The following is a 24,284-nucleotide window of genomic DNA, read 5'->3' as shown; positions in this document are numbered from 1 at the left end:
ATTCGTCCCGTATTCGCGATCGTCAATCAGAAGTGGCGTTGCCCCCTTGGCGGGAACGCCGAAACCCATTCACATCAATCGTTGTCCATCGGCGCCGAAATAGAGTGGCGAGCGGTAGCGGATCACCACCTTGTCGCCCTGCGCCAGATCGGTGTCCGGATCGGTCAGCGTCACCAGTTTCTTCGGCCCCACCGTCACATGCAGATGGTTCTGGTCGCCGAGATGCTCGACCCAGTTGACGACGCCGTCGGCATGGCCATTCATGGTTTTTTCGATCGTCAGATGTTCGGTACGCGCGCCAATCGTCTTGGTGCCAGTCGGTGCGTCAGCATCAGGCAGCAACCCAGTCGGCAGAAGATTGATCGCCGGCTGGCCGAGCCTGGCCGCGACATGCAGGTTTGCCGGCTCGGAATAGATGGTTCGCGGCGAGCCGATCTGCACCAGCACGCCATCGGCAAGGATGCCGATGCGGTCGGCCATGGTCATCGCCTCGATCTGGTCGTGCGTGACATACAGCATGGTGGCGCCGAGTTCGGACTGGATACGCTTCAGTTCGAGCCGCAGATCCGCCCGCAGCTTGGCGTCGAGCGACGACAGCGGCTCGTCCATCAGATAGATGGCGGGCTTGCGCACCAGCGCACGGCCGATGGCGACGCGCTGCATTTCGCCGCCCGACAGCTTGGTCGAGCGGTTGGCGAGCTTGTGATGGATGCGCACCATCTTCGCCACCTCTTCGACCCTGCGTCGGATCTGGTCTTCCGGGATTTTGCGTGCCGGCGAGCGCAGCGGGAAGGCGAGATTGTCGAACACCGACAGATGCGGATAGAGCGAATATTGCTGGAACACGAAAGCGGTGTCGCGCTCTGCCGGCGACAGCATCGTGGCATTGTGGCCGCCGATCTCGATCGTGCCGCTATCCGGCCGCTCCAGCCCGGCAATCAGCCGCAGCGTCGTCGTCTTGCCGGCGCCTGTCGGCCCGAGCAGCACGACGAACTCGCCGTCGGCTATATGCAGGTCGAGACCGTCGACGGCGACATGCTCGCCAAAACTCTTGGTCACGTTCTTGATGTGCACGTCAGCCATGCTGCGCTCTCCCCTGAGAGGCGGTATCGTGGACCGCGGTTCTCACCGCGCGGCCAGACCCCTTGTCGAACAGCGACAGCCGGGCGCTGTTCAGGGCGAGGCCGACATGGTCGCCGGCATTGAGCCGGATCTCGGCCGGCACGCGCGCCTTGATGATGCCGTCGGCCGTCTCCACCGCGACGATCTGCGTGGTGCCGAGATATTCGGTGCCATAGATGGCGCCGCGCAGCTTCGAGGCGTCGTCGAAGCGGATGTGTTCGGGCCTTATGCCAAGCGCCATGTCGGCCGGGGCGATATCCTCGCGCACCTCGGGCACCGCGACTTTCGCGCCCTGGACGACAATCTCCTTCGCACCCTTGGCGAGCCCGCCGCCAAAGCCCAGAAAATTCATCGGCGGCGAGCCGATGAAGTCGGCGACGAACATGGTTGCGGGACGGTCATAGATCTCACGTGGGCTGCCGAACTGTTCGATCACGCCATGGTTCATCACAGCGATCTTGTCGGCCATCGACATCGCTTCCATCTGGTCATGCGTGACATAGACCGTGGTGGCGTGGATGCGGTTGTGCAGCTCGCGCAGTTCGTGGACCATCAGATCGCGGAATTCTGTATCGAGCGTGCCGAGCGGCTCGTCCATCAGGAAGCACTTTGGCCGCCGCACGATCGCGCGGCCGAGCGCCACGCGCTGGCGGTCGCCGCCGGCAAGGCCGGAGACGGATTTGTTGAGCAGATGGTCGATGCGCAGGAGTTTCGCCGTCTCCTCCACCCGTGTGCGGATTTCGGCCGAGGGCATGCCTTGCGCCAAAAGGGGAAAGCCGATGTTCTTGCGCACATTCATGTGCGGATAGAGCGCGAACAGCTGGAAGACGAAAGCGATGTCGCGCTCGCGGGCCCGCAGCATGGTGACGTCGTCGCCGCCGAGCAGGATCTCGCCGCCGGTCGGCAGTTCGAGCCCGGCGATCATGCGCAAGGTCGTCGTCTTGCCGCAGCCGGATGGCCCCAGCATGACGAAGAATTCGCCATCCTCGACGACAAAGTTGGAATCCTGCACGGCGACGAAATCGCCGAAGGCTTTTCTCAGGTGCTGGACGCGGATCTCGGCCATGATTATTCCGGGAACTTCGAGACGATGATGAACATCACGGTGCCGGTAAGCATCGTGATGAAGGAATAGGTGTAGAGCGACAGCGCGAAGGGCTGGAACAGCATCAGGAAGCCGATGGCGATCAGCGCCGTCGCGATGTTTTCCATCAGGCCGCGCCTGGCCCAGGCCGGCCAGCGCGATTTGCGTTTAACGGGATTGGTCATGCTCATTTGCGCACCGCACCGAAGGTGATGCCGCGCAGCAATTGCTTGCGAAGCAGGATGGTGAAAACCAGGATCGGCACCAGGAAGATCGTCGTGCCGGCCGCAACCGCCGGCCAGTCCTGGCCGCCTTCGCCGATGATCGTCGGGATGAAGGGCGGCGCGGTCTGCGCCGTGCCGGAGGTCAGCAGCGCCGCGAAGGCGTATTCGTTCCAGGCGAAGATCAGGCAGAAGATCGCGGTCGCGGCAATGCCGGTCGTGGCTTGCGGCAGCACGGTGCGCCAGAAGGCTTGCAGCCGCGTGTAGCCGTCGATCATCGCTGCTTCTTCATATTCGCGCGGGATCTCGTCGATGAAGCCTTTCAGCAGCCACACCGCCAGCGAGACGTTGACCGCCGTGTAGAGCAGGATCATGCCGAGCGCTGTGTCCGACAGGCCAAGCTCGCGGTACATAAGGTAGATGGGAATCGCGACCGCGATCGGCGGCATGAAGCGCGTCGACAGGATGAAGAACAGAAGGTCGTCGGCCAGCGGCACCTTGAAGCGCGAGAAACCGTACGCCGACAGCGTGCCGAGAAAGACGGCGCAGAAGGTCGAGCCGAAGGCGATGATCAGCGAATTGACGAAGCGAGGCAGGAAGTTGGACGAGCCGGCAATCACCATGTTGCGCTTGCGCACGGTCTCGTCGCAGAAGCCGGTCGCCGGCCCCAGCGAGTTGATGTATTCCGGCGTCTGCCGCGTCCGCGTCGTGAACAGATTGCAGTAGCCCTCGATACTCGGCTGGAAGACGATCTTGGGCGGATAGGCGATCGAATCCGGCGGCGTCTTGAAGCTGGTGGCGAAGATCCACAAGAGCGGCACGATCGAGACCAGCGCATAGGCGATGATGATCGCGCCGGCGATGCGCTTCGAGTTGGCCGAAGGGGCGACGACCGAATGGGCTGTTGTCAGGCTCATCTCTGCTTCACCTTGTTGAGCGCCTTGACGTAGATGTTGGCGAGGCCGAACACCGCGACGAACAGGATGATGGCGAAGGCCGAGGAATAGCCGGTGCGCCAGCTCTCGAACGCCTGCCGCTTCAGCGTGATCGAGGCGACCTCGGTGGTCGAGCCTGGCCCGCCGCCGGTGAGCAGGTTGACCATGTCGAACATCTTGAAGTTTTCGATGCCGCGAAACAGCACCGCCAGCATGATGAAGGGCAGCGCCATCGGCAGCGTGATCGACCAGAACTGCCGCCAGTTGGAGGCGCGGTCGACCTCGGCCGCCTCATAGATGTATTCGGGGATGGAGCGCAGGCCGGCGAGGCAGATCAGCATCACGTAGGGCGTCCACATCCAGGTATCGACGATGATGATCGACCACGGCGCCAGCGACACGTTGGACAACATCTGGATGCTTGTCGGTGGAATGCCGCTGACGAACGAGATGACATAGGAGAACAGGCCGATCTGCGGCTCGTAGAGGAAGCGCCAGAAATTGCCGACCACTGCCGGCGACAGCATCATCGGCACCAGGATCAGCGTCGTCCAGAAGGCATGGCCGCGGAATTTCCGGTCGATCAGCCAGGCCAGCGTGAAGCCGATCAGCGTCTGCAACAGGATGGTCCAGAACACGAAATGCGCCGTCGTCTGCATGGCGATCCAGATGTCCTGGTCGCCGAGGATGCGCTGGTAGTTGGCAAAGCCGAGATTCTTCACCACTTCGTTCGGCCGGTTGGCCCGGTAATTGGTGAAGGAGAGATAGATCGCCCAGAACAGCGGGAAGATGTTGATGGCGAGCAGCAACAGGATCGTCGGCGAGATGAACAGCCAGGCGAGGCCCTTGTCGCTGATGCCACGGACCTTGCGGGCCAACGGTTCCGGGGTCGCCCGGGCAACGTTCTCCGCGGTCCGATTGAGCATGGTCAGTCCTGCTTCGGTCACTTGGGTCGTCTCTGTGATGGAATTTATCTGAACTGCGTCCCGTGCCAAGGGCGGCACGGGACGCTTCGGCCTGGCTCGGGAGGAGCCGGTTACATCTTGCCCCGGTTACATCTTGCCATCGTCCTGGAAGACCTGGGTCCAGTCCTTGACCAGGCCGTCGAGCGCATCCTTGGCAGAACCCTGGCCGGCGACGACATAGTCATGGAAGCGCTTCTGCGACGCCTGCAGCAGCGGCGCGTAGCTCGGTTCCGCCCAGAAGTCCTTCACGATGGCCATCGAGTCGAGGAAGGCCTGGGCGTAGGGCTGGCTGGCCGGGAACTTCGGATCCTTGACGACCGCGTTCAGGCAGGAATAGCCACCGAGCGACCACCACTTGGCCTGGACGTCCTTGTTGGCGAACCACTTGATGTATTTCAGCGCCGATTCGTGCTTGTCGGAATAGGACACCACCGAGATGCCCTGGCCGCCGAGCTGGGCGAACTGGGCGCCGCCGGGACCCTTTGGATTGACGAAGTAGCCGATCTTGTCACCACCGACATTTTCGTCCTTCTGCAGGCCCGGCCAGGTGAAGGCGAAGTTCATGTGCATCGCCACCTGTCCGGATTTGAAAGCATCGACGCCTTCACCCATGTAGCTGTTCGATGCGCCTGGAGGGGTGCAGCAATCATAGAGCGCCTTGTAGAACTCCAGGCCTTTGACCGCGTCGGGCGAATTGACGAAGCCTTCCATCTCGTAGGGCTTCTTGGGGTTCTCGTATTGGAAGCCATAGCTGTAGAGCACGTCCATGGCGCCCATGGTGATGCCTTCGGATCCACGCTCGGTGTAGATCGAGGCGCCATAGACGGTCTTGCCGTCGATCTGCCGCTTCTGGAAGAATTCGGCGATCTGCTTCAACTGGTCGAAGGTCGCCGGCGGGCCGAGATCCCAGCCGTACTTCTCCTTGAATTCCTTCTGCAGCTCGGGCTTGGAGAACCAGTCCTTGCGATAGGTCCACCCGACGACGTCGCCCATGGCCGGCAGCGCCCAGTAGTTGGGCGTGTTCTTCGGCCATTCCGAATAGCCGACCACGGTCGCCGGCACGAAGTCGTCCATGCTGATCTTCTCCTTGTCGAAGAAGTCGTTCAGCTTGACGTAGTGACTGTTCTCGGCGGCGCCGCCGATCCACTGGCTATCGCCGATGATCAGGTCGCACAATTTGCCGTGCGAGTTCAGCTCGTTGAGGAAGCGGTCGGCATAGTTGGTCCACGGCACGAACTCGAATTTCATGCCGATGCCGGTTTCCTTGGTAAAATCCTTGGACAGTTCGACGAGTGCGTTGGCCGGGTCCCAGGCGGCCCAGCAAAGCGTCAGGTCTTCAGCGTGCGCGGCGTTCGAGACAGCTGTCGACGCAACCATTGCCGAGGCCAGTCCCAACGCCAGTTTCAAGCTCGATTTCATGCCTTCCTCCCATTTGCGAAACGCGCCCGGATGACGGTTTCAAGAGCCCTCAACCTCTCTCCTCAGAGGCCCAAACATGGCGGCGCCGGAGCGCGGCAGATGTTTAGTAATTTGTTTAGTAATGCAATTTTTACTAAACAACGCAAGCGAATTCGTTGCTGCGCCGCAGCATGACGAAACGGGTGATTGAAATCGTTGGGAAATGACCGCCGGATGGCTCCTCCGGCAGTCGCTCAGCCGGCTTCGCTGACGGCGTTCGTGTTTGGCGTCACCGGCCGCACAGGTGGCGCGGGCGGCAACAAGGCACGTATGTCGGCGAAGGGAAATGTCGGCTCAAAGCGAAAGGCCTCGGCCAGTGACCCGGGGATGTCGTTGCATTGGCCAGCGCGAAATTCATTCTGGATGCGCGCCCTGTCGACATATTGCTCCGGCCGCTGCGACCGGTGCGCGCGGATCGCCTGTGTTTTGATATCCCGGTAGGCGGAAACATCGACATAGTGCGTCGGCGAAAACCCGGTGCCGCCCATCGTATCGGCATGCAGCACCGGAACCGCGAACGAGGCCGCGATGCGCACGCCGTCCGACAGCGCGCGGTGGTCGGCGTGATAGTCGTTGGGCGCGTGCGTGATCACCAGGTCCGGTCCGGTCTCGCGTATCAGCGTTTTCAGCGCGCCGATCAGCGCGGCATCGGCCACCAGCTCGCCGTCGGGAAAGTCGAGGAAGCGCGGGGTCGCGCCTAGCAGCGCCGCCGCGGCCGTGGCTTCCTCACGACGGACACGGGCGAGGACCGTGGCATCACTCCTGCCGCCCTTGGCACCATCCGTGGCCACGGCAAAAGTGAGTTCTGCGCCTTGCGCCGCATAGGCGGCCAGCGTACCGAACATGAAGATCTCGATGTCGTCCGGATGCGCACCGAGCGCCAATATTTTCAACCACTCTCTCCCCGGAAATGGAAACGTGACGAACGGAATCCTGCTCGCCCTGATCGCCTATGCAAGCTATTCGGGCAGCGATGCCGTTATCAAGAGCCTGGGCGGACAGTTCACCGTCTTCGAGATCGGCTTCTTCGCCACCTTGTTTGCCGGTTTTTTCCTGTTCTTCACCCGCCCGGCGGGTGAACGCTGGCGCGATTTCTGGCACATGAAGCGGCCATGGGCCGTGCAGGCCCGGGCCTGGGCCGGCATCGCCTCGGGCGTGCTCAGCGTCTATGCCTTCACGCACATTCCTCTGGCCGAGGTCTACGCCCTGATCTTCCTGGCGCCCTTGCTGGTCACCATCCTGTCGACCGTCATCCTGAAGGAAAAGGTTGGCCCCTGGCGGTGGCTGGCCGTGTTTGCCGGCTTTGCCGGGGTGATGCTGGTGGTGCGGCCGGGTTTTCGTGAATTGAACCTCGGCCATCTGGCCGCCTTCGTGAACGCTTTCCTCGCCGCGACCAGCGTCATCCTGCTGCGGTCGCTCGCCCAACAGGAGAAGCGCACGTCGATGCTCGGCGTGCTTGTCGGCTATGGCCTGCTGTTCAACGGGGTCGGCGCCGCCGCCACCTCGTTCACCTTGCCCAATGCCATGCAGCTTGTCTGGCTGGCGATGGCGGGCGCCTTCACCGCGGGCGGACAATTCATGCAACTGCTTGCCGCCAAATATGCGCCCGCCAACCGGATCGCGCCGACGCATTATTCGCAGATCGTCTGGGCGGTGATCCTCGGGGCACTGTTCTTCCGGGAATACCCCGACTGGCTGTCGCTCGTCGGCCTCGCGATCGTCGGTGGGGCCGGCCTGCTGACCATGGTGCGCGAAGAAGTGCGACTCGGCACGGTGCGCTGGAACCCGTTTTCGCGGACCCGGCTTTAGTGCTCGCGCGGTTGCACGGTGACCGTGACCGCTGATATGCGGACGCGATGACGACAAGATCCCTGCCGGAGCTTCCGGTATCCGCCGTGCTGCCAGCGCTGGGCGAAGCGCTTGGCGCCGGCAACAGCGCGGTGCTGGTGGCGCCGCCCGGCGCCGGCAAGACGACGCTGGTGCCGCTGGCGCTGCTCGATGCGTCCTGGCTGGGTTCGGGCAAGATCGTGCTGCTCGAGCCGCGCCGGCTCGCCGCCCGCGCCGCCGCCCGCCGCATGGCGCAATTGCTTGATGAGGAGCCGGGTGCCACGGTCGGTTACGCCATGCGCATGGAAAACCGCACTTCGGCGAAAACCAGGATATTGGTCGTCACCGAGGGCGTGCTGGCGCGGATGATCCTCGATGATCCCGACCTGCCCGGTGTTTCGGCGGTGATCTTTGACGAATTCCACGAACGTTCGCTCGACGGCGATTTCGGCCTGGCCCTGGCGCTCGACGTGCAAGGTGCGCTGCGTCCGGATCTGCGTCTGCTGGTGATGTCGGCGACGCTTGACGGCGCCCGTGTCGCCAAACTCCTGTCGGGCGCGCCGGTGATCGAAAGCGAGGGCCGCGCCTTTCCGGTCGACATCCGTTACGACGAACGGCCCGCCGGTGTTCCGATCGAGGACGCCATGGCCAAGGCGATCCGCGCCGCCCTCGCCGATGAGAGCGGCAGCGTGCTTGCCTTCCTGCCCGGCCAGCGCGAAATCGAACGCACCGCCGAGCGGCTGGCCGGCAAGGTTGGCGCCGACACCGACATCGTGCCGCTCTATGGCCAGCTTGATGGCAAGGCGCAGGACGCCGCGATCAAGCCGGCGCCGGTGGGCCGCCGCAAGGTGGTGCTGGCGACCTCGATTGCCGAGACCTCCATCACCATCGACGGGGTACGCGTCGTCATCGATTCCGGCCTGTCGCGCCTGCCGCGCTATGAGCCTGCGAGCGGCCTCACCCGGCTGGAAACCGTGCGCGTCAGCAGGGCCTCGGCCGACCAGCGTGCCGGTCGCGCCGGACGCACGCAACCGGGCGTCACCATCCGGCTGTGGCGCGCCGAGCAGACATCAGCACTTCCCGCCTTCACGCCGCCGGAAATCCTCGAAGCGGATCTCTCCGGCCTGCTGCTCGACTGCGCCGCCTTCGGCGTCGCCGATCCGACGGCGCTCGCCTTCCTCGATCCGCCGCCGGCCCCGGCACTCAACGAGGCAAGGGTGCTGCTGCGCGCGCTCCATGCCATCGACGAAGTGGGGCGCTTGACGGAAGCAGGCGCTTCGATGCGCAAGCTCGCTCTGCCGGTGCGGCTGGCGCATATGGTCGCCGAGGCTGCCGGCAGCGGCCATGCCGGCGAGGCAGCCATGCTCGCCGTATTGCTCACCGAACGCGGCCTTGGCGGTGATGGCGCCGATCTTGAGCGGCGGCTGATGCGCTTTCGCGGGGAAAGATCGCCGCGCGCTACGGCCGCGCGGCAACTCGCCGAGCGGCTGGCGAAGCAGGTGGGCGGCACAAAAAACAGCGAAGCTGTGCCTGCCGGTCCTTTGCTTATCCATGCCTGGCCGGACCGCGTCGCCAAGGCGCGCGGCGAACGCGGGCGCTTCGTGCTGGCCAATGGCTCCGGCGCCATGCTCGATGCCGCCGACCCGCTGGCGGGCGAGCCGTTTCTGATCGTCGCCGACCTGCAGGGCAAGGCGCAGAATGCGCGCATAGCGGCCGCCGCCGCAATCGGCGAGGACGACGTCCGCGCCACGCTGGCCGACCGAATCGAAACACGCCGGCAGACAAGCTTCGATCGCGAGCGCCGCGCCGTGCGCGTGCGCGAGACGGTTCGTCTCGGCGCCATCACGCTCGCCGAACGCATGCTGCCGGCGCCGGCCGGCGCCGAGGCCGACCGCGCCATAGCAGACGCCTTGCGCGAGCACGGCCTATCGCTACTGAGCTGGAGCAAGGAGGCCGAGACGCTGCGCCATAGGTTGTCCTGGCTGCATCGTGGTCTCGGCGCACCCTGGCCCGATATGTCGGATGCCGTCCTCATCGAGCGCCTCGACGACTGGCTGCTGCCCTTCCTGTCGGGTGCGGCTTCCCTGGCCGCCATCGATCCCGGTGTTGTCTCGGCCGGCCTGGCCTCGCTCGTGCCGCACGAGCTGCAGCGCAAGGTCGAGGCGCTGGCGCCAACCCATTTCGACGCGCCATCGGGCAGCCACGTGCCGATCCGCTACGACGGCGAATGGCCGGTTCTGGCGGTCCGTGTGCAGGAACTGTTCGGCCTCGACCGCCACCCCTCGATCGCCAATGGCACCGTACCGCTGACGCTCGAACTGTTGTCGCCGGCGCATCGGCCGATCCAGACGACGCGCGACCTGCCCGGCTTCTGGCGCGGCTCCTGGGCCGACGTGCGCGCCGACATGCGCGGCCGTTATCCCAAACATGTCTGGCCGGAAAACCCGCTGCTCGCCGCCGCCACCGCCCGCGCCAAGCCGCGCGGGACCTAAGTTTGGCAAAGCATCGGCGCGCCGTTTGTGTTGGCGAATGGCACACGTCGGTGATTGGCGAAGACATCAATCTCTTCGTCATCCACGGGCGGAGCAAGGAGCGCAGCGACGCAGCGCAGACCATAGGATGACGAAATCGCGAGGCTTAGGCCAGTCCGATCAACGGTCTCAGCCCGAGAGTCCCTTGGCACAGCGCTACTAGCGCTTGCCCTCCCGCGGCTGTAATCCATTTCCATGATCAACGTTTTGCGTTCGCCCGATTTTCAGCAGAGCCAGCGGCTGCGCCTCAACACGCTGATCCGGCTGCGCTGGCTGGCCATTGTCGGGCAGAGCGTGGCGGTGCTCGTCGTCGCCTATGGCTTGAAATTCCCGCTCCCGGTCAGCCTGTGTTTCGCGCTGATCGCCTGTTCGGCGTGGATGAATCTCTTCCTGGCCTTCCGCTTTCCGGCGGCGCACCGGCTCACCCCGTTCGCCGCCTTCGGCATCCTGATCTTCGACAGTCTGCAGCTTGCCGGCCTGCTCTACATGACCGGTGGTCTGACCAATCCGTTCTCGCTGCTGATGACCGTGCCTGTCGTCATTTCGGCGACGTCGCTGCCTCTGCGCCTCACCGCCATCCTCGGCGGGCTGGTGATGATTGCGGCCACCTTGCTGGTGTTCTTCCATCTGCCCTTGCCCTGGTATGAAGGCGCGCCGCTGGCCATGCCCTTCATCTATGTCGCCGGCATGTGGATGGCAGTGCTGTCCTCGATCGCCTTCACCGCCATCTATGCCTTTCGGGTGGCTGCCGAAGCGCGGCTTCTGGCCAATGCGCTTGCCGCCACCGAACTGGTGCTGCAGCGCGAACAGCACCTTTCGGCGCTCGACGGCCTGGCGGCGGCCGCCGCGCATGAGCTTGGCACGCCGCTCGCCACCATCGCGCTCGTCGCCAAGGAAATGGAAAAGGCGCTCGGCAGCGACCCCAAATACGGGGAAGACGTGAAGCTGCTGCGTTCGCAGAGCGAGCGCTGCCGCGAAATCCTCAAACGCCTGACCAGCCTGTCGTCCGAGGGCGAGGCGCATCTGTCCCGCTTGCCGCTGACCTCGCTGGTCGAGGAGGTCACCGCGCCGCATCGCGACTTCGGTATCTCGATCAAGCTGCGCCCGGGCGAGCGCACCGGCCCGGAGCCGGTCGGGCGCCGCAATCCAGGCGTCATCTACGGCCTTGGCAATCTGGTCGAGAACGCCGTCGATTTCGCCCGCAAGAGCGTCACCGTGCGCTGGAGCTGGGATGAGGCTGCCGTGACCTTCTCGATCATCGACGACGGCCCCGGCTTCCCACCCGAAATCATCGACCGCATCGGCGAGCCCTACATGTCGACGCGCCAGGGTACGGAAGCCGGCGGTGGCCTGGGGCTCGGCCTGTTCATTGCCAAGACGCTGCTCGAACGCTCGGGCGCCACGCTCGATTTCCGCAATTCGAGCGGCCTGGGCGAGGGCGCGGTAGTGCAGATTTCGTGGCCGAGGACGGTCTTCCTGAACCCGGAATCGGCCCCGGCCACCATGTTTGACACTGCGTAAATTGGACAATAGCGGCGCAAAACTATATCTGCGTAAAATTAAGGCAGCAGGAATTTTCAAGACGATGACAGGCGATGAAAATATTGGCGCAATGGTTGAAGGCGAGGACACCTCGCTTCTGATCGTCGATGACGACAAGCCGTTCCTCACCCGTCTGGCCCGCGCCATGGAAACCAGGGGTTTTGTGGTCGAGACCGCCGAGAGCGTCGAGGAGGCCGTGGGCAAGGCGCGCGCCAATCCGCCGGCCTATGCCGTGGTCGACATGCGGCTTGGCGACGGCAACGGCCTCGACGTCGTCGCCGCCATCCGCGAGAAGCGCGAGGATTCCCGCACCATCATCCTGACCGGCTACGGCAACATCGCCACCGCGGTGACCGCGGTGAAGCTCGGCGCCGTCGACTATCTGTCGAAGCCCGCCGATGCCGACGACATCTTCGCCGCGCTCACCCGCACCTCTGGCGAGCGCGCCGCGCCGCCGGAAAATCCGATGTCGGCCGACCGTGTGCGCTGGGAGCATATCCAGCGCGTCTATGAAATGTGCGAGCGCAACGTCTCCGAGACCGCGCGCCGGCTCAACATGCACCGCCGCACGCTGCAGCGCATACTGGCCAAGCGCGCACCGCGCTAAACCGAGCTTCGTCATCCTTGGGTCTTCGCCGAGTCTCTTCGCTCCTTGCTCCGCCATAGCATGACGACGCGATGAGCGTTTCGGCCAATTTCCAAGGCATAGGATCTGCCTGGATGACTTCGTACGTGTTGCTTCGTCAGTGACGTTTCGCATGATTAGGTTATAGGTTCTGGCCGACAGGTCGGGTGACAGCGGAGGCGACATGCAGGATCTAAAACAGCGGCCGGTTTCCGTCTTCCGCGAATTTCTCGATGGCGAGGCGGCCGGCGGCATCATCCTGATGGCGGCGGCGGCGCTTGCGCTGATCGTCGCCAACTCGCCGCTTGCGGAAACCTATTTCTCCGTTCTCCATGCCTATCTCGGCCCGCTCAGCGTCTCGCATTGGGTCAATGACGGGCTGATGGCGGTGTTCTTCCTGCTTGTCGGGCTGGAGATCAAGCGCGAGATGCTGGACGGCCAGCTGTCGACCTGGCCACGCCGCGTCCTGCCCGGCATCGCGGCGGCCGGCGGCATGCTGGTTCCGGCGCTGGTCTATGTCTTGATCAACCGCAACAATTCGGCCGCGCTCTCCGGCTGGGCGATCCCGACCGCCACCGACATCGCCTTCGCGCTTGGCGTTCTGTCGCTGCTCGGCAGTCGTGTGCCGGCTTCGCTGAAAGTCTTCCTGACCGCGCTCGCCATCATCGACGACCTCGGCGCCGTCATCATCATCGCCATATTCTACACAAGCGGCCTGTCATTGGCTTATCTCGGCGCCGCCTTCGCCGTCATCGCCGTGCTTATCGTGCTCAACCGCATGCGGGTGATGACGCTGGTGCCCTATCTCGTGCTCGGCGCAATCCTGTGGGTGCTGGTGCTGAAATCGGGCGTCCACGCCACGCTTGCCGGCGTCGCCCTGGCGCTGACCATTCCGCTCGAACGCTCCGCCGGGATCGGCCACGACCTCGACCATTCGCCGCTGCACCGGCTCGAGCACGGCCTGCACAAGATCGTGCCCTTCGTCGTCATTCCGATCTTCGGCTTTGCCAATGCCGGCGTTTCGCTCGCCGGCCTCAGTTTTGGTGCGCTGATCGAGCCGTTGACACTGGGTGTCGCCGCCGGCCTCGTGGTCGGCAAGCTGGTCGGCGTGTTCGGCTCTTCAGCGCTTGCCATCCGGCTTGGCCTCGCCGATCTGCCGGCCCATGCCGGCTGGTCGCACATGATCGGCATCTCGCTGCTGTGCGGCATCGGCTTCACCATGAGCCTGTTCATCGGCCTGCTCGCCTTCGCCAGTGATGTGGCCCTGCAGGACGCGGTCAAGGTCGGCATCCTCGCCGGCTCCTTCATCGCCGCCATCCTCGGCGCCGCCGTGCTTTTGATGGCGCCGGCTGCTGGTGGGGTGGAAGAGGGTGAGGAGTAGAGGCTTGTCAGCGACTTCGATGCTCTCTTTTCAATGTCGCGCCGCCCCTCATTGCCCTGCCGGGCATTTCTCCCCGTAAACGGGGAGAAAGAAAGCTGGCCGCAACGCGGGCGCCCTTTCTGCAGCGTTGAAAATTGGCGAAATCGGCGATGAGTGCGTCCTTCGCCCCGTTTACGGGGAGAAGATGCCGGCAGGCAGATGAGGGGCAGCGCCGACCGTTGGAGGATATCTATTGGCGGTCCTGCGGGAACCTCCGCTACTCGCTCTCCCCCTCCAGCGCCGGCACCGACACACCAGCCAGTTCCGCCGCCAGCAACCGCGCCGCACCGGCCCGCGCAATCCGCAGCATCAGCGCCTTGCGCGTTGCCGCCGCCATGCGATGCTCCGGCGCGTCGCGCAGGATCTCGGCGCCGTAGCCGTCGGACAGGATGAAGCCGCATTCCTCGGGAAAAATCTCCGAGGGCACGCCGGGATGGGTGGCGAAGAAGAAGCGGTCGGAATTCAGCCGGTAGTCGGGCCATTTGCGGTCGACCCTGAAATCCTCGATCGAGGATTTGATCTCGATGATCCAGATGTCGCCCTGGCGGGTCAGCGCCACGAGGTCGGCGCGGCGGCCGGTGGCCAGCGACAATTCAGGCAGCACATGTGCGCCCATTTCCATGAGCAGCCGCTGCACGCCGCGCCGCACCAGCATGGCGCGGTCGGACTGGCGGCCGTCGATGAGAGGATTAATTGCGACAGGGGAGATGATCGGCATGGCAGGCACCATGCCAGATTTTGTTCACGGTTTGAACCCTTTTGCGACTGGCGATTATTCGGCGGACCTACGACCTAATGGAGGCCCGTAGGGAGCCAGCAGGAGGGAGGTCGAGTCTATCCGGTGGAACACCACGGGACCGGTGCGGCCCCCACGGCTGGGAATCAGCGCGATTCACCCTGGCGAACCCTTTGTTTTTCGAGGAACCGCTTGGCGTGTTCCCCCCATTCAGCAGCCGTTGTTTTGTGCTCTTGAACGTATGTTTCGAAAGCCTTGCGCAGAGCGTCAAGGTCTAAAGCCCAAAGCCGCTCGCCTTTGTCGTCGTTCAACATTGCGTCACCAGCCCATTCAACCGACGGTATGCCCCCCAAATCAAGACTTCAAGAACCGGTCCTGACTTCTTTTGGGTGTATCGGGTCTGTCAAATATACAATCGCCTTCGATAGGTGACCAAATGGAGACCCGTAGGCTTTGGGTTTATAGGGAGCTGCACCGGCCATTGCGGGTTTGCTTTTGGGTGTGATTCCCCGCGCCGATTAATCTATATATATTAGAAATTGCGCAAATAAGACTGAAGTCCCTGTTTCACCGGATATGGCTGCGTCGAGCAGGCAGTTGAACAAGTCGATTGTCCGCAGTCCCCGGCTTTTCGAGGTCTATGTTTGACAGATATGGTCTAGATCAATGGGCGTTGGTCCTGGACAACAGGTTTAGAACCAGCACGCCAGCCAGGATCAGGCTCATGCCAATGAGGCCCGCAGCATCCGGCCTTTGCCCATAGACAATCCAGGCGACCAGCGCGACAAGGACGATGCCGCCGCCCGCCCACACAGCGTATGCGATGCCGATCGGTATCCGGTCCAAAACCTGCGCGAGGAAGAAGAACGCCGCCGCGTAACCGAGCAGCACCACCACCGATGGACCAAACCTGGTGAATCCTTCCGAGGCCTTCATCGCGCTCGTTGCGATGACTTCGGCGACAATGGCCAGGGCAAGAATGGCATAAGCAGGCACGGCGAACCTCCATCGATAGGAGGCATCTAATGATCAGAAGCCAATGGCGCCGTCACGTTCACTTTCTCGTGATCCCTGTTCTGGGCACGGCCTTCAGGCGGACAGTGCAGCGGCTCCACTGCCAGGCGCCGCCGCCCCCGCCATATCATCCAAAATCGGGCAATCCGGCCGCTCATCACCATGGCAGGCATGGATCAGTTTCTGCAGGGTCGAGCGCATGGATTGCAGTTCGCGCACCTTCTCCTCGATCGCCGTGACATGCGAGGCCGCGATCGCCCGCACATCGTGGCTGGCGCGGCCGCGATCCTGGTAGAGCGCCATCAACTGGCGGCAATCGTCGATGGAAAAGCCGAGATTGCGCGCGCGGCGCAGGAAGGTCAGCCGGTGGATGTCGTCACCGGAATAATCGCGGTAGCCGTTGGCGGCACGCGCCGGCGCGATCAGGCCGATCTCTTCATAGTAACGGATGGTCTTGGCCGGCAGGCCTGAACGGTGGGCAGCGTCGCCGACATTCATGACTGATCCTCGATTCCAGGTGACCGTTTGATGTCGCCCCCATTGAATTTCCTTCACAATCCGGTGAGTGCTGTTGCCGAAATGCCATAGTGATATGCTTACCAGCGGGTAAGGCCACGCATATAGGCATCGTGCGCTTGGCAAGCAAAGCAAATGCCAGCATGAATGATGGAGAGAAAGCGGCCGACTCGTGCCGCTGACGTTTGGGCGGGGCTCCGGATCATCTCATGCGCATGAAGTCGCTTGCAATAATTGCCGCATTGGCGCTGTCCACTGCCATCGCCGGTTGCAGCACCATTGGCGGGCAGATCTTCTCCAACGACTACGGCGCGGTGACCGATGCTGGCTACCAACTGCCGCGCATCCCGATCGAAAAAGTGCCGAGGCAATATCACCGGCAGGAAGTGAACTACGACACCAAGGAAAAGCCGGGCACCATCATCGTCGACACGCAGAACAAGTTCCTCTACTTCGTCGAGGGCGACGGCCGGGCGATCCGCTACGGCATCGGCGTCGGCCGCGAGGGTTTTGAGTGGCACGGCACCGCCCATATCGCCATCAAGCGCGAATGGCCGACCTGGACGCCGCCCTCGCAGATGATCAAGCGCCAGCCGGAGCTCGCCAAGTTCGCCGACGGCATGGAACCGGGCCTGAAGAACCCGCTTGGCGCGCGCGCCATGTATCTGTTCAACAAGGGCGGCGACATGGGCTACCGCCTGCACGGCAGCCCGGAATGGAACTCGATCGGCAAGGCGATGTCGTCGGGCTGCATCCGGCTGATGAATCAGGACGTCATCGACCTCTATGATCGCGCCGAGGTCGGCGCCAAGGTCATCGTCCTCTGACCGTGATCGCAGGGATCAGGGTTAAAGCTGTTCGTACGCGGACCGTCTAGGCAACAATGGACGTCCCAAACAGAAAACCGGGCAATTCGGCCCGGTTTTTTGTTGTTTGCGGATAGGAATATTTAAGGCCGCGCTGGCAGACCGACAGGCGGCCAGCGGCGCGGAAGAATCAGGAAACCTGTTCGACCTGCTGCACTTCAGGCACGAAATGGCGGAGCAGGTTCTGGATGCCGTGCTTCAGCGTTGCCGTCGATGACGGGCAACCGGCGCAGGCGCCCTTCATGTGCAGGAACACGGTGCCGTTCTCGAAGCCGCGGAAGGTGATGTCGCCGCCATCCTGGGCCACCGCCGGGCGCACCCGTGTGTCGAGCAGTTCCTTGATGGTGATGACGAGTTCCTCATCCGCCTTGTCGTAGAATTCGCCGGTCTGGCTGGTCTCGGCGGCCGGGCCGGCCTTGGCCATGACAGGCGCGCCGGACATGAAATGCTCCATGATGGCGCCGAGGATCGCCGGCTTCAGGTGCTGCCAGTCGGGGCCGTCCTTGGTCACGGTGATGAAATCGTAGCCGAAGAAAACGCCGGTGACGCCGGGAATCTCGAACAGCCGGCCAGCCAGCGGCGAGGCGGTTGCCGCACTGTCTGCATCGCGGAAATCGGCAGTGCCTTCGAGCAGCACTTCCTTGCCGGGCAGGAATTTCAGCGTCGCCGGATTGGGCGTCGATTCGGTCTGGATGAACATGGCCGCCTCCGTGCCCGTTCGGGCAACTAGTTTGGAATAGTTCTAAATAGGCTCTATCGGCTGGACATTCAAGCGAAACGCATCGCCCGAACGGCTGGCTGGCGGAATGTTTTTGCTGGCTGGGGAGCAGAATCCCGGGCGGGCTCTAGATTAGAGAAGCAGAGCATGATGTCTGGACAAACGGTACCCGTTTGTTCGAGAAACCGCTCCACACTTTTCGGCATCATGCTCTAGGCGAGGCTGTCGATCTCCTCATCCGACAGATTCTGCGGCACGACCGTGACCGGAATGGGGAAGGCGGCGCCCTTGCCGGCCACCGCGCCGACCAGCGGTCCGGGGCCTTCCTTGCCGGCGCCGGCCGCCAGCACCAGGATGGCGATGTCCTGGTCTTCCTCGATCAGCTTGTGGATCTCTTCCGTCGGCTTGCCTTCGCGCACCACCATCTCCGGCTCGATGCCGAGCTTCTGGCGCACCTTGTTGGCGTAGCCGTCGAGAGCCGCGCGCGCCGTGGCGTTCGCCTCTTCGCGCATGATCTTCTCGACGCCCAGCCAGTGCTGGAAATCGTCCGGTACGATGACATAGAGCAGCACGAGTGTGCCGCTGGTGCTCTGCGCCCGCTTCGAGGCGTAGGCGACGGCGCGCTCGCACTCGGGCGTATCGTCGATGATCGTCAGGAATTTCCTGCGATGACCGGCTTCGCGGCTGAGGCGTTTGGAGACCATGTCTATCTACCTAGTGTCGTGATTTCGAAGTTCGCCTGCTTTCGATATCGCGCTCCGAGCGAACTTCGAAATCAAAAACGACACTAGAAATCAATAGTTTGCTCGTGTCCCTGATTTTGAAATTCGCATTGCCCTTGATATCCAACTCTGGCGAATTTCAAAATCAGAGACGCGAGTGCGTTTCGGCCGCAATCTGCCACCGCCGCCGACCGGCGGCAAGCCGCCGGCCTTGGGCCAGTATGTCCTGGGCCAATGTTGGTGCAGTGCGCGGCCGTCGCGATCAGCCCTGCAGCAGGCCGACAATATCGCGCACCGTCTTCATCGTCGTTTCGGCGAGCACGCCGGCGCGTTCGCCGCCATCCCTGAGCACCGCGTCGACATAGGTGCGGTCGCCTTCGATGCGGCGCATCTCGCCGGCGATCGGTGCCAGCTTCTCCACCGCAAGGTCGGCGAGCGCTGGCTTGAACACCGAAAACTGCTGGCCGCCGAATTCCTTCAGCACGTCGGCCTTGGACATCTCGGCCAGCCCGGCATAGATGCCGACCAGGTTTTCCGCCTCGGGCCGGCTTTCCAGCCCGCCGACTTCGCTCGGCAAGGCTTCCGGATCGGTTTTGGCCTTGCGGATCTTCTTCGAGATGGTGTCGGCATCATCCGTCAGATTGATGCGCGACAGGTCCGACGGGTCCGACTTCGACATCTTCTTCGACCCGTCGCGCAGGCTCATGATGCGCGCCGCCGGGCCGCCGATGACCGGTTCGGTGATCGGGAAGAAGCCGTTCACCGTCTCCTCGCCGACCTGCATCTCGACGCCGACGCCAAGGCGGGCGATGCGGTCGGAAAAATCATTGTTGAATTTCTGCGCGATGTCGCGGGTCAGTTCCAGATGCTGCTTCTGGTCCTCGCCCACCGGCACATGGGTGGCGCGGTAGAGCAGGATGTCGGCAGCCATCAGGGAGGGATAGGCGAGCAGGCCCAGCGAGGCATTTTCGCGGTCCTTGCCAGCCTTGTCCTTGAATTGCGTCATCTTGTTCATCCAGCCGATGCGCGCGACGCAGTTGAAGATCCAGGCGAGCTCGGCGTGCTGCATCACCCGCGACTGGTTGAAGACGATATGCTTCTTCGGGTCGATGCCGGAGGCGAGGAACGCCGCAGTGATCGAGCGCGTCTGGTCGGCAAGGTCGTCATGGACCAGCTGCGCGGTCAGCGAATGCAGGTCGACGACGCAATAGATGCAGTCGGAGGTGTCCTGCAGGGCGACGAATTTCTTGATGGCGCCGAGATAATTGCCGAGATGCAGATTGCCGGTCGGCTGGACGCCGGAGAAGACGAGGGGCTTGAAGGCGGACATGGTTTTCCTCATGGCTTGTGGAGGGCCGTATAAGCATGATTCCAAAAAGTTGCAGACTTTTTGGAGCCAATCATGCGGCTGGAAACCGCGCGCGGCGAAAGTCTTGCGACGGCGCGCTTATGGACGAAGGGGGCGGCGGGATCAAGACCGGCGAGGTTCGCCGGCCAGGTGATTTATTCGTCAAGTTCCGATTTTGCCACGGATGGGCCGGCCTTCGATCCCTTACGCCCGATATTGCGTCGGATCATGCCGAAATCGGCGCCACCGGTGGCAAACGCGGTGACGAAGTAAAGCAACGCCCCGCCGGCCACCAGCGCCAGCAGTGTCGTCGCCTTGACGACCAGCGGCGAGCCGGGACCGAGCCTGACGGCGAGCCAGTGCTCGGCGAAATACAGCGCCACCGCCATTACCGCCGCCGACAGGACCAGCCGGGGAATGCGTTTCAGGAGCGGCACATCGCGGCCCCAATGGCCGCTCCGGATCAGCACGGCAAGCAGCATCAGCGCGTTGACCCAGCCGGCCACGGCTGAGGCGACCGCGATGCCGGGTGCACCCATCCTGGGAAACAGCGTCAGCGCGGTGGCGACGTTCACCGCCACCGAGATGGCGGCGAAGATCATCGGCGTGCGGGTATCCTCGCGGGCGAAATAGCCGGGGGTGAAGGCCTTGATCAGCACGAAGGCCGGCAGGCCAAGACCGAAGATCGCCAGGATCGCCGCCACCGTCGGCGTCGAATGGTTGGCGGCAAACGCGCCGCGCTCATAGACCAGCCGCACGATCGGCTCCGCCATCACCCAGAGCGCTGCCGCCGCCGGCAAGGTCATGAACAAGGTGAATTCGACCGAGCGGTTCTGCAGATTGGCGGCCTCGATGAGATTGCCCGATTTCAGCGCCCGCGACAGTTCCGGCAACAGCACGATTGCCACCGCGACGCCGACGACACCGAGCGGCAGCTGATAGACGCGGTCGGCATAGGCGAGCGAGGACACCGCGCTGTCCTGCGCCGACGCGATCGCCGTGCCGATCAGCTGGTTGATCTGGGTGATGCCGCCGGTGATCGCCGCCGGCAGCGCCAGGATCAGCAGACGCTTGACGTTCGGCGTCATCTTCGGCCGGCGGAAGCCGATCGAGATGCCGGCATTGCGCACCGCCACCCAGACGATGGCGAGTTGCACGAGCCCCGCCGCCAGCACGCCCCAGGACAGGCTGAAGCCGACAGCGCGTGCATCCAGCCCATGGTACCAGGCATAGCCAAGCACGCTGATCAGGATGATGTTGAGGAACGCCGGCGCGATCGCCGCCGCGAAATAGCGGCGCAGCGAGTTCAGCATGCCCGCCATCATGGCGGCGAGCGACATGCAGATGAGATACGGGAACATGATCGTCGCCAGTGCGACGGTCGTCTCAAACTTGCCCGGCGTGTCGGCAAAGCCCGGCGCCACCAGGTAGCGCACGATCAGCGGCATCGCCAGTTCCATGACAATGGTCAGCGCCAGAAGCGCCGAGAACAGCACCCCGAACACTTCCTCCGAAAAGCGCTTGGCGCCGTCGGTGCCATGCGTCTCGATCTCCTTGGCAAACAGCGGCACGAAGGCGGCGTTGAAGGCGCCTTCGGCGAACAGCCGGCGAAAGGTGTTGGGAAACTGGAAGGCGGCGTTGAAGGCATCGGCCACCGGTCCGGTGCCGAGCGCTGCCGCCATCAGCATCTCGCGGCCGAAGCCGAGCGCGCGGCTCATGAGCGTGCCGGAAGCGACGGTAGCGAATTTCTTGACGAGGCTCATGCGTTTGGAAACTGCCTGCGGGATTAGAACAAAGGAATGATGGCCGTCACTCGGCGGCGGCCTTGGTCTTGCCATTGCGCTCGGGCGTGATGCCTTCGAGCGTCGCCATCAGCCGGTTGCGGATGGTGGCGATGCGAGCCGGGCTGTCGATCTTCTGGCCGGTGAGGTCGGTGACATAGAAGGTGTCGATGACCTTTTCGCCGAAAGTGGTGATATGCGCCGAGGCAATGTCGAGCGACAGGTCGGACAGCGTGCCGGTGATCTCCGACAGCAGGCCCGGGCGGTCGAGCCCTTCGACCTCGATGACCGAAAACCGGTTCGACAGCGTGTTGCGGATCTCGGCGCGTGGCGGGATCTTGAACACCTTGGACCCGCGCCTTGGCTTGGTGCGCTTCTCGATCATCTCTGGCAGCCAGCTCTTGCCTGACAGCACGTCTTCGATCAGCCGGCCGACGCGCTCGGCGCGCCGGCGCTCGTCCTCGTCGCGGTCGAATTCCCGCGATATCAGGATCGTGTCCAGGGCGCGGCCATCAGACGTGGTGAAGATCTGCGCGTCGACAATGTTGCCGCCGGCGCCGGCGCATGCCCCGGCAACGACCGAGAGAAGACGGGGATGGTCCTGCGCCAAAACGGTGATTTCGGTCACCGCCTCGAACTGGTGCGTCTTGACCATGGTGGCGAGCTTGTTGCCCGACGCGTCCGCCTCGCGGACGAATTCGGCGTGGCGAATCTGGTCTGGCAGGTCCACGGCCAGCAGGTAGTTCTCGTAATGCAGTCCGACATAGCGCTTGCGGTCCTTGTCGGGCCAGTCGGCGAGCGCCTCGGCCAGGCGCTCGCGCGCCGCCGCGGTCCGCTGCGCGCGTGACACTTCCGAGAAACCGCCGGTCAGCAGCAGTTCGGTCTCGTAGTAGAGCGTGCGCAGCAACTGGCCCTTCCAGCCATTCCACACACCCGGCCCGACGCCCCTGATGTCGCAGACGGTGAGGATCAAAAGCATCTTCAGCCGCTCGACCGACTGCACGATCGCGGCGAAATCCTCGATCGTCTTGCGGTCGTTGAGGTCGCGGGTCTGCGCCGTCATCGACATGACGAGGTGGTTCTCGACCAGCCAGGCGACGGTTTCGGTGTCAGCCGCTGACAGCCCCATATGCGGGCAGATGCGCCGTGCGATACGGGCGCCGGCCTCGGAATGATCTTCCGGCCTGCCCTTGGCGATATCGTGCAGCAGCACGGCGACATAAAGCGCCTCGCGGCTCTTCTTCAGCCCGGGCATCAGCGAATGCGACAGCGGATGCACCTTCTCGCCATCGCCGCGCTCGATCTCGGCCAGCACGCCGATGCAGCGGATCAGGTGCTCGTCGACCGTGTAGTGGTGGTACATCGAGAACTGCATCATGGCGACGATCTTGCCGAAATCGGGGATCAGCCGGCCCAGCAGTCCGGCCTCGTTCATGCGCCGCAGATTGAGCTCGGCATTGCGGTCCGAGGTCAAGATGTCGAGGAACAGCCGGTTGGCCTCCTCGTCGCGCCGCAGCGACTTGTTGACCAGGCCGAGCGAGCGGGTGAGCAGCTTCAGCGCATCGGGGTGGAACTCCAGCCCATGTTTGTCGGCGAACCAGAACAGCCTGAGCAGATTGACCGGATCGCGCTCGAACACCTGGTCGTCGGCAATGTTGATGCGGTGGTTGTCGACAATGAAATCGGAAGTGCCGGCGAGCTTGCGCTTGCGGCGCTGGAAGGTGAGGAAGATGCGGTTGAAGCCCGGCACGTGCTTGGCCTGCTCCTCCTCGAGCGCGGCGCAGAAGATGCGGGTCAGGTCGCCGACATCCTTGGCGACGAGGAAGTAGTGCTTCATGAAGCGTTCGACTGCCGACAGGCCGGGATGGGTGGTGTAACCCAGCCGCTCGGCGATCTCGCGCTGGATGTCGAAATGCAGCCGCTCCTCGGCCTTGCCGGTGAGGAAATGCATGTGGCAGCGCACCGCCCACAGGAAGTCTTCGGCCTTCTGGAACTCGCGGTACTCGGCCTCGGTGAAGACGCCCTTCTCGACCAGTTCCTCGCCGGTGCGCACCCGGTAGAAATACTTGCCGATCCAGAACAGCGTCTGCAGGTCGCGCAGGCCACCCTTGCCGTCCTTGACATTGGGCTCGACCAGATAGCGGCTCTCGCCGGCCTTGGCGTGGCGCTCGTCGCGTTCGGCGAGCTTGGCCTGGACATATTCCGGGCCGGTCGTGCGCACCACCTCGTGGTCGAAGCGCAGCATCAGTTCGTCATAGAGCTTGCGTTCGCCCCACAGGAAGCGCGCTTCCAGGATCGAGGTGCGGATGGTGATGTCGGTGCGTGACAGCCGCAGGCACTCATCGATGTTGCGGGTGGCGTGGCCGACCTTTAAGCCCAGATCCCACAGCATGTAGAGCATGTATTCGACGGTTTGTTCGCCCCATGGCGTCTGCTTGTAGGGCAAGAGGAACAGCAGGTCGATGTCGGATCCCGGCGCCAGCGTGCCGCGGCCATAGCCGCCGACCGCGACGACGGCCATGCGTTCGGCCGACGAACGGTTCTTCACCCGGTAGACGTGCGTCGCCGCGAAATCGTAGAGCGCCCGGATCAGCTCGTCCATCAGATGTGACAGCCGCTCGGCACAGGCGTTACCGCCGCCATCCTCTTTCAGCATGGCCTCGGCGATCTTTCGGCCTTCGGCAAGCCGGGCCTTGAGAAGCTGCAGAACGCCGGCGCGGGCGGCCGCTCCGGAACCGTCGCCGTCGGTGGCCGTCGTCAGCGCGGTCATCTCGCGGCGCAAGGCTTCGCCGTCGATCAGTTCATCGAGCTTCAGGGAGATTTTCGCCATAGGTACCGGTTGGCCTTGCCTTT

The 24,284-nt window shown here is 63.5% G+C and carries 22 protein-coding genes; 6 read left to right on the top strand and 16 right to left on the bottom strand.

What is annotated here, in order from left to right; all coding sequences use genetic code 11:
* Positions 1-69: 69 nt before the first annotated feature.
* The 7 genes from DBIPINDM_RS13395 to DBIPINDM_RS13365 form a co-directional block, all read right to left on the bottom strand.
* A complete protein-coding gene (locus DBIPINDM_RS13395) occupies positions 70-1,083 on the bottom strand; it encodes an ABC transporter ATP-binding protein (RefSeq protein ID WP_258587702.1) in 1,014 nt (337 codons plus the stop codon).
* Entirely contained in the window at positions 1,076-2,188 is a 1,113-nt protein-coding gene (locus DBIPINDM_RS13390; RefSeq protein ID WP_258587701.1) for an ABC transporter ATP-binding protein, read from the bottom strand. The genes DBIPINDM_RS13395 and DBIPINDM_RS13390 overlap by 8 nt, the downstream gene beginning before the upstream one ends.
* A 2-nt stretch (positions 2,189-2,190) precedes the next feature.
* On the bottom strand, positions 2,191-2,397 hold the full coding sequence (locus DBIPINDM_RS13385; protein WP_416361755.1) for a hypothetical protein: 207 nt from the start codon (positions 2,395-2,397) through the stop codon (positions 2,191-2,193).
* On the bottom strand, positions 2,394-3,344 hold the full coding sequence (locus tag DBIPINDM_RS13380) for a carbohydrate ABC transporter permease (RefSeq protein WP_258587699.1): 951 nt from the start codon (positions 3,342-3,344) through the stop codon (positions 2,394-2,396). Before DBIPINDM_RS13380 ends, DBIPINDM_RS13385 begins: the two co-directional genes overlap by 4 nt.
* Positions 3,341-4,288, bottom strand: coding sequence for a carbohydrate ABC transporter permease (locus DBIPINDM_RS13375; RefSeq protein WP_027040434.1), 948 nt, complete (start codon positions 4,286-4,288; stop codon positions 3,341-3,343). Before DBIPINDM_RS13375 ends, DBIPINDM_RS13380 begins: the two co-directional genes overlap by 4 nt.
* A gap of 126 nt (positions 4,289-4,414) precedes the next feature.
* Entirely contained in the window at positions 4,415-5,746 is a 1,332-nt protein-coding gene (locus tag DBIPINDM_RS13370) for an ABC transporter substrate-binding protein (RefSeq protein WP_258587698.1), read from the bottom strand.
* Positions 5,747-5,979: 233 nt separating this feature from the next.
* On the bottom strand, positions 5,980-6,678 hold the full coding sequence (locus DBIPINDM_RS13365; protein WP_258587697.1) for a PIG-L deacetylase family protein: 699 nt from the start codon (positions 6,676-6,678) through the stop codon (positions 5,980-5,982).
* Between the two features lie 25 nt (positions 6,679-6,703).
* Here DBIPINDM_RS13365 and DBIPINDM_RS13360 point away from each other — a divergent pair, with 25 nt between their 5' ends.
* The 5 genes from DBIPINDM_RS13360 (at position 6,704) to nhaA (ending at position 13,691) form a co-directional block, all read left to right on the top strand.
* Complete coding sequence (locus DBIPINDM_RS13360) at positions 6,704-7,594, top strand: DMT family transporter (protein ID WP_258587696.1); 891 nt, start codon at positions 6,704-6,706, stop codon at positions 7,592-7,594.
* Positions 7,595-7,641: 47 nt separating this feature from the next.
* The gene (gene hrpB, locus DBIPINDM_RS13355) at positions 7,642-10,104 is read left to right on the top strand and encodes an ATP-dependent helicase HrpB (protein ID WP_258587695.1); all 2,463 of its coding nucleotides are present in this window, start codon (positions 7,642-7,644) and stop codon (positions 10,102-10,104) included.
* Between the two features lie 234 nt (positions 10,105-10,338).
* Positions 10,339-11,664, top strand: coding sequence for an ActS/PrrB/RegB family redox-sensitive histidine kinase (locus DBIPINDM_RS13350; protein ID WP_258587694.1), 1,326 nt, complete (start codon positions 10,339-10,341; stop codon positions 11,662-11,664).
* A gap of 64 nt (positions 11,665-11,728) precedes the next feature.
* Positions 11,729-12,292, top strand: a complete 564-nt coding sequence (locus DBIPINDM_RS13345; RefSeq protein WP_010913121.1) for an ActR/PrrA/RegA family redox response regulator transcription factor — start codon at positions 11,729-11,731, stop codon at positions 12,290-12,292.
* Between the two features lie 202 nt (positions 12,293-12,494).
* Positions 12,495-13,691: a Na+/H+ antiporter NhaA gene (nhaA, locus tag DBIPINDM_RS13340; RefSeq protein WP_258587693.1), complete on the top strand. Its 1,197-nt coding sequence runs from the start codon at positions 12,495-12,497 to the stop codon at positions 13,689-13,691.
* A gap of 256 nt (positions 13,692-13,947) precedes the next feature.
* On the opposite strand, the gene DBIPINDM_RS13335 is transcribed toward nhaA, so the two are convergent.
* From DBIPINDM_RS13335 to cueR, 4 genes are all read right to left on the bottom strand, one after another.
* Positions 13,948-14,448 carry an MmcB family DNA repair protein gene (locus DBIPINDM_RS13335; RefSeq protein ID WP_258587692.1) on the bottom strand — a complete coding sequence of 167 codons (501 nt, stop codon included), beginning with the start codon at positions 14,446-14,448 and terminating at the stop codon, positions 13,948-13,950.
* 164 nt (positions 14,449-14,612) lie between these two features.
* On the bottom strand, positions 14,613-14,780 hold the full coding sequence (locus tag DBIPINDM_RS13330; protein WP_258587691.1) for a hypothetical protein: 168 nt from the start codon (positions 14,778-14,780) through the stop codon (positions 14,613-14,615).
* Positions 14,781-15,129: 349 nt separating this feature from the next.
* Complete coding sequence (locus DBIPINDM_RS13325) at positions 15,130-15,462, bottom strand: SMR family transporter (protein ID WP_416361754.1); 333 nt, start codon at positions 15,460-15,462, stop codon at positions 15,130-15,132.
* Positions 15,463-15,555: 93 nt separating this feature from the next.
* Positions 15,556-15,978 (bottom strand): Cu(I)-responsive transcriptional regulator, encoded by a 423-nt coding sequence (cueR, locus tag DBIPINDM_RS13320; RefSeq protein ID WP_258587690.1) that lies wholly within the window; start codon positions 15,976-15,978, stop codon positions 15,556-15,558.
* 227 nt (positions 15,979-16,205) lie between these two features.
* Between cueR and DBIPINDM_RS13315 the strand changes: the two genes are divergently transcribed.
* Complete coding sequence (locus DBIPINDM_RS13315) at positions 16,206-16,823, top strand: L,D-transpeptidase (RefSeq protein WP_258587689.1); 618 nt, start codon at positions 16,206-16,208, stop codon at positions 16,821-16,823.
* A gap of 169 nt (positions 16,824-16,992) precedes the next feature.
* On the opposite strand, the gene DBIPINDM_RS13310 is transcribed toward DBIPINDM_RS13315, so the two are convergent.
* From DBIPINDM_RS13310 to DBIPINDM_RS13290, 5 genes are all read right to left on the bottom strand, one after another.
* A complete protein-coding gene (locus DBIPINDM_RS13310; protein ID WP_172220273.1) occupies positions 16,993-17,562 on the bottom strand; it encodes a NifU family protein in 570 nt (189 codons plus the stop codon).
* A gap of 230 nt (positions 17,563-17,792) precedes the next feature.
* On the bottom strand, positions 17,793-18,284 hold the full coding sequence (locus tag DBIPINDM_RS13305; RefSeq protein ID WP_010913128.1) for a universal stress protein: 492 nt from the start codon (positions 18,282-18,284) through the stop codon (positions 17,793-17,795).
* 280 nt (positions 18,285-18,564) lie between these two features.
* Complete coding sequence (gene trpS / locus DBIPINDM_RS13300; RefSeq protein WP_258587688.1) at positions 18,565-19,632, bottom strand: tryptophan--tRNA ligase; 1,068 nt, start codon at positions 19,630-19,632, stop codon at positions 18,565-18,567.
* Between the two features lie 173 nt (positions 19,633-19,805).
* The gene (murJ, locus tag DBIPINDM_RS13295; protein WP_258587687.1) at positions 19,806-21,413 is read right to left on the bottom strand and encodes a murein biosynthesis integral membrane protein MurJ; all 1,608 of its coding nucleotides are present in this window, start codon (positions 21,411-21,413) and stop codon (positions 19,806-19,808) included.
* A gap of 46 nt (positions 21,414-21,459) precedes the next feature.
* The gene (locus tag DBIPINDM_RS13290) at positions 21,460-24,261 is read right to left on the bottom strand and encodes a [protein-PII] uridylyltransferase (RefSeq protein WP_258587686.1); all 2,802 of its coding nucleotides are present in this window, start codon (positions 24,259-24,261) and stop codon (positions 21,460-21,462) included.
* Positions 24,262-24,284 lie beyond the last annotated feature (23 nt).

Origin of the sequence: Mesorhizobium sp. AR02, assembly GCF_024746835.1 — a bacterium.
Lineage (GTDB): Bacteria > Pseudomonadota > Alphaproteobacteria > Rhizobiales > Rhizobiaceae > Mesorhizobium.
This window is presented reverse-complemented; position numbering and strand designations above follow the sequence as displayed.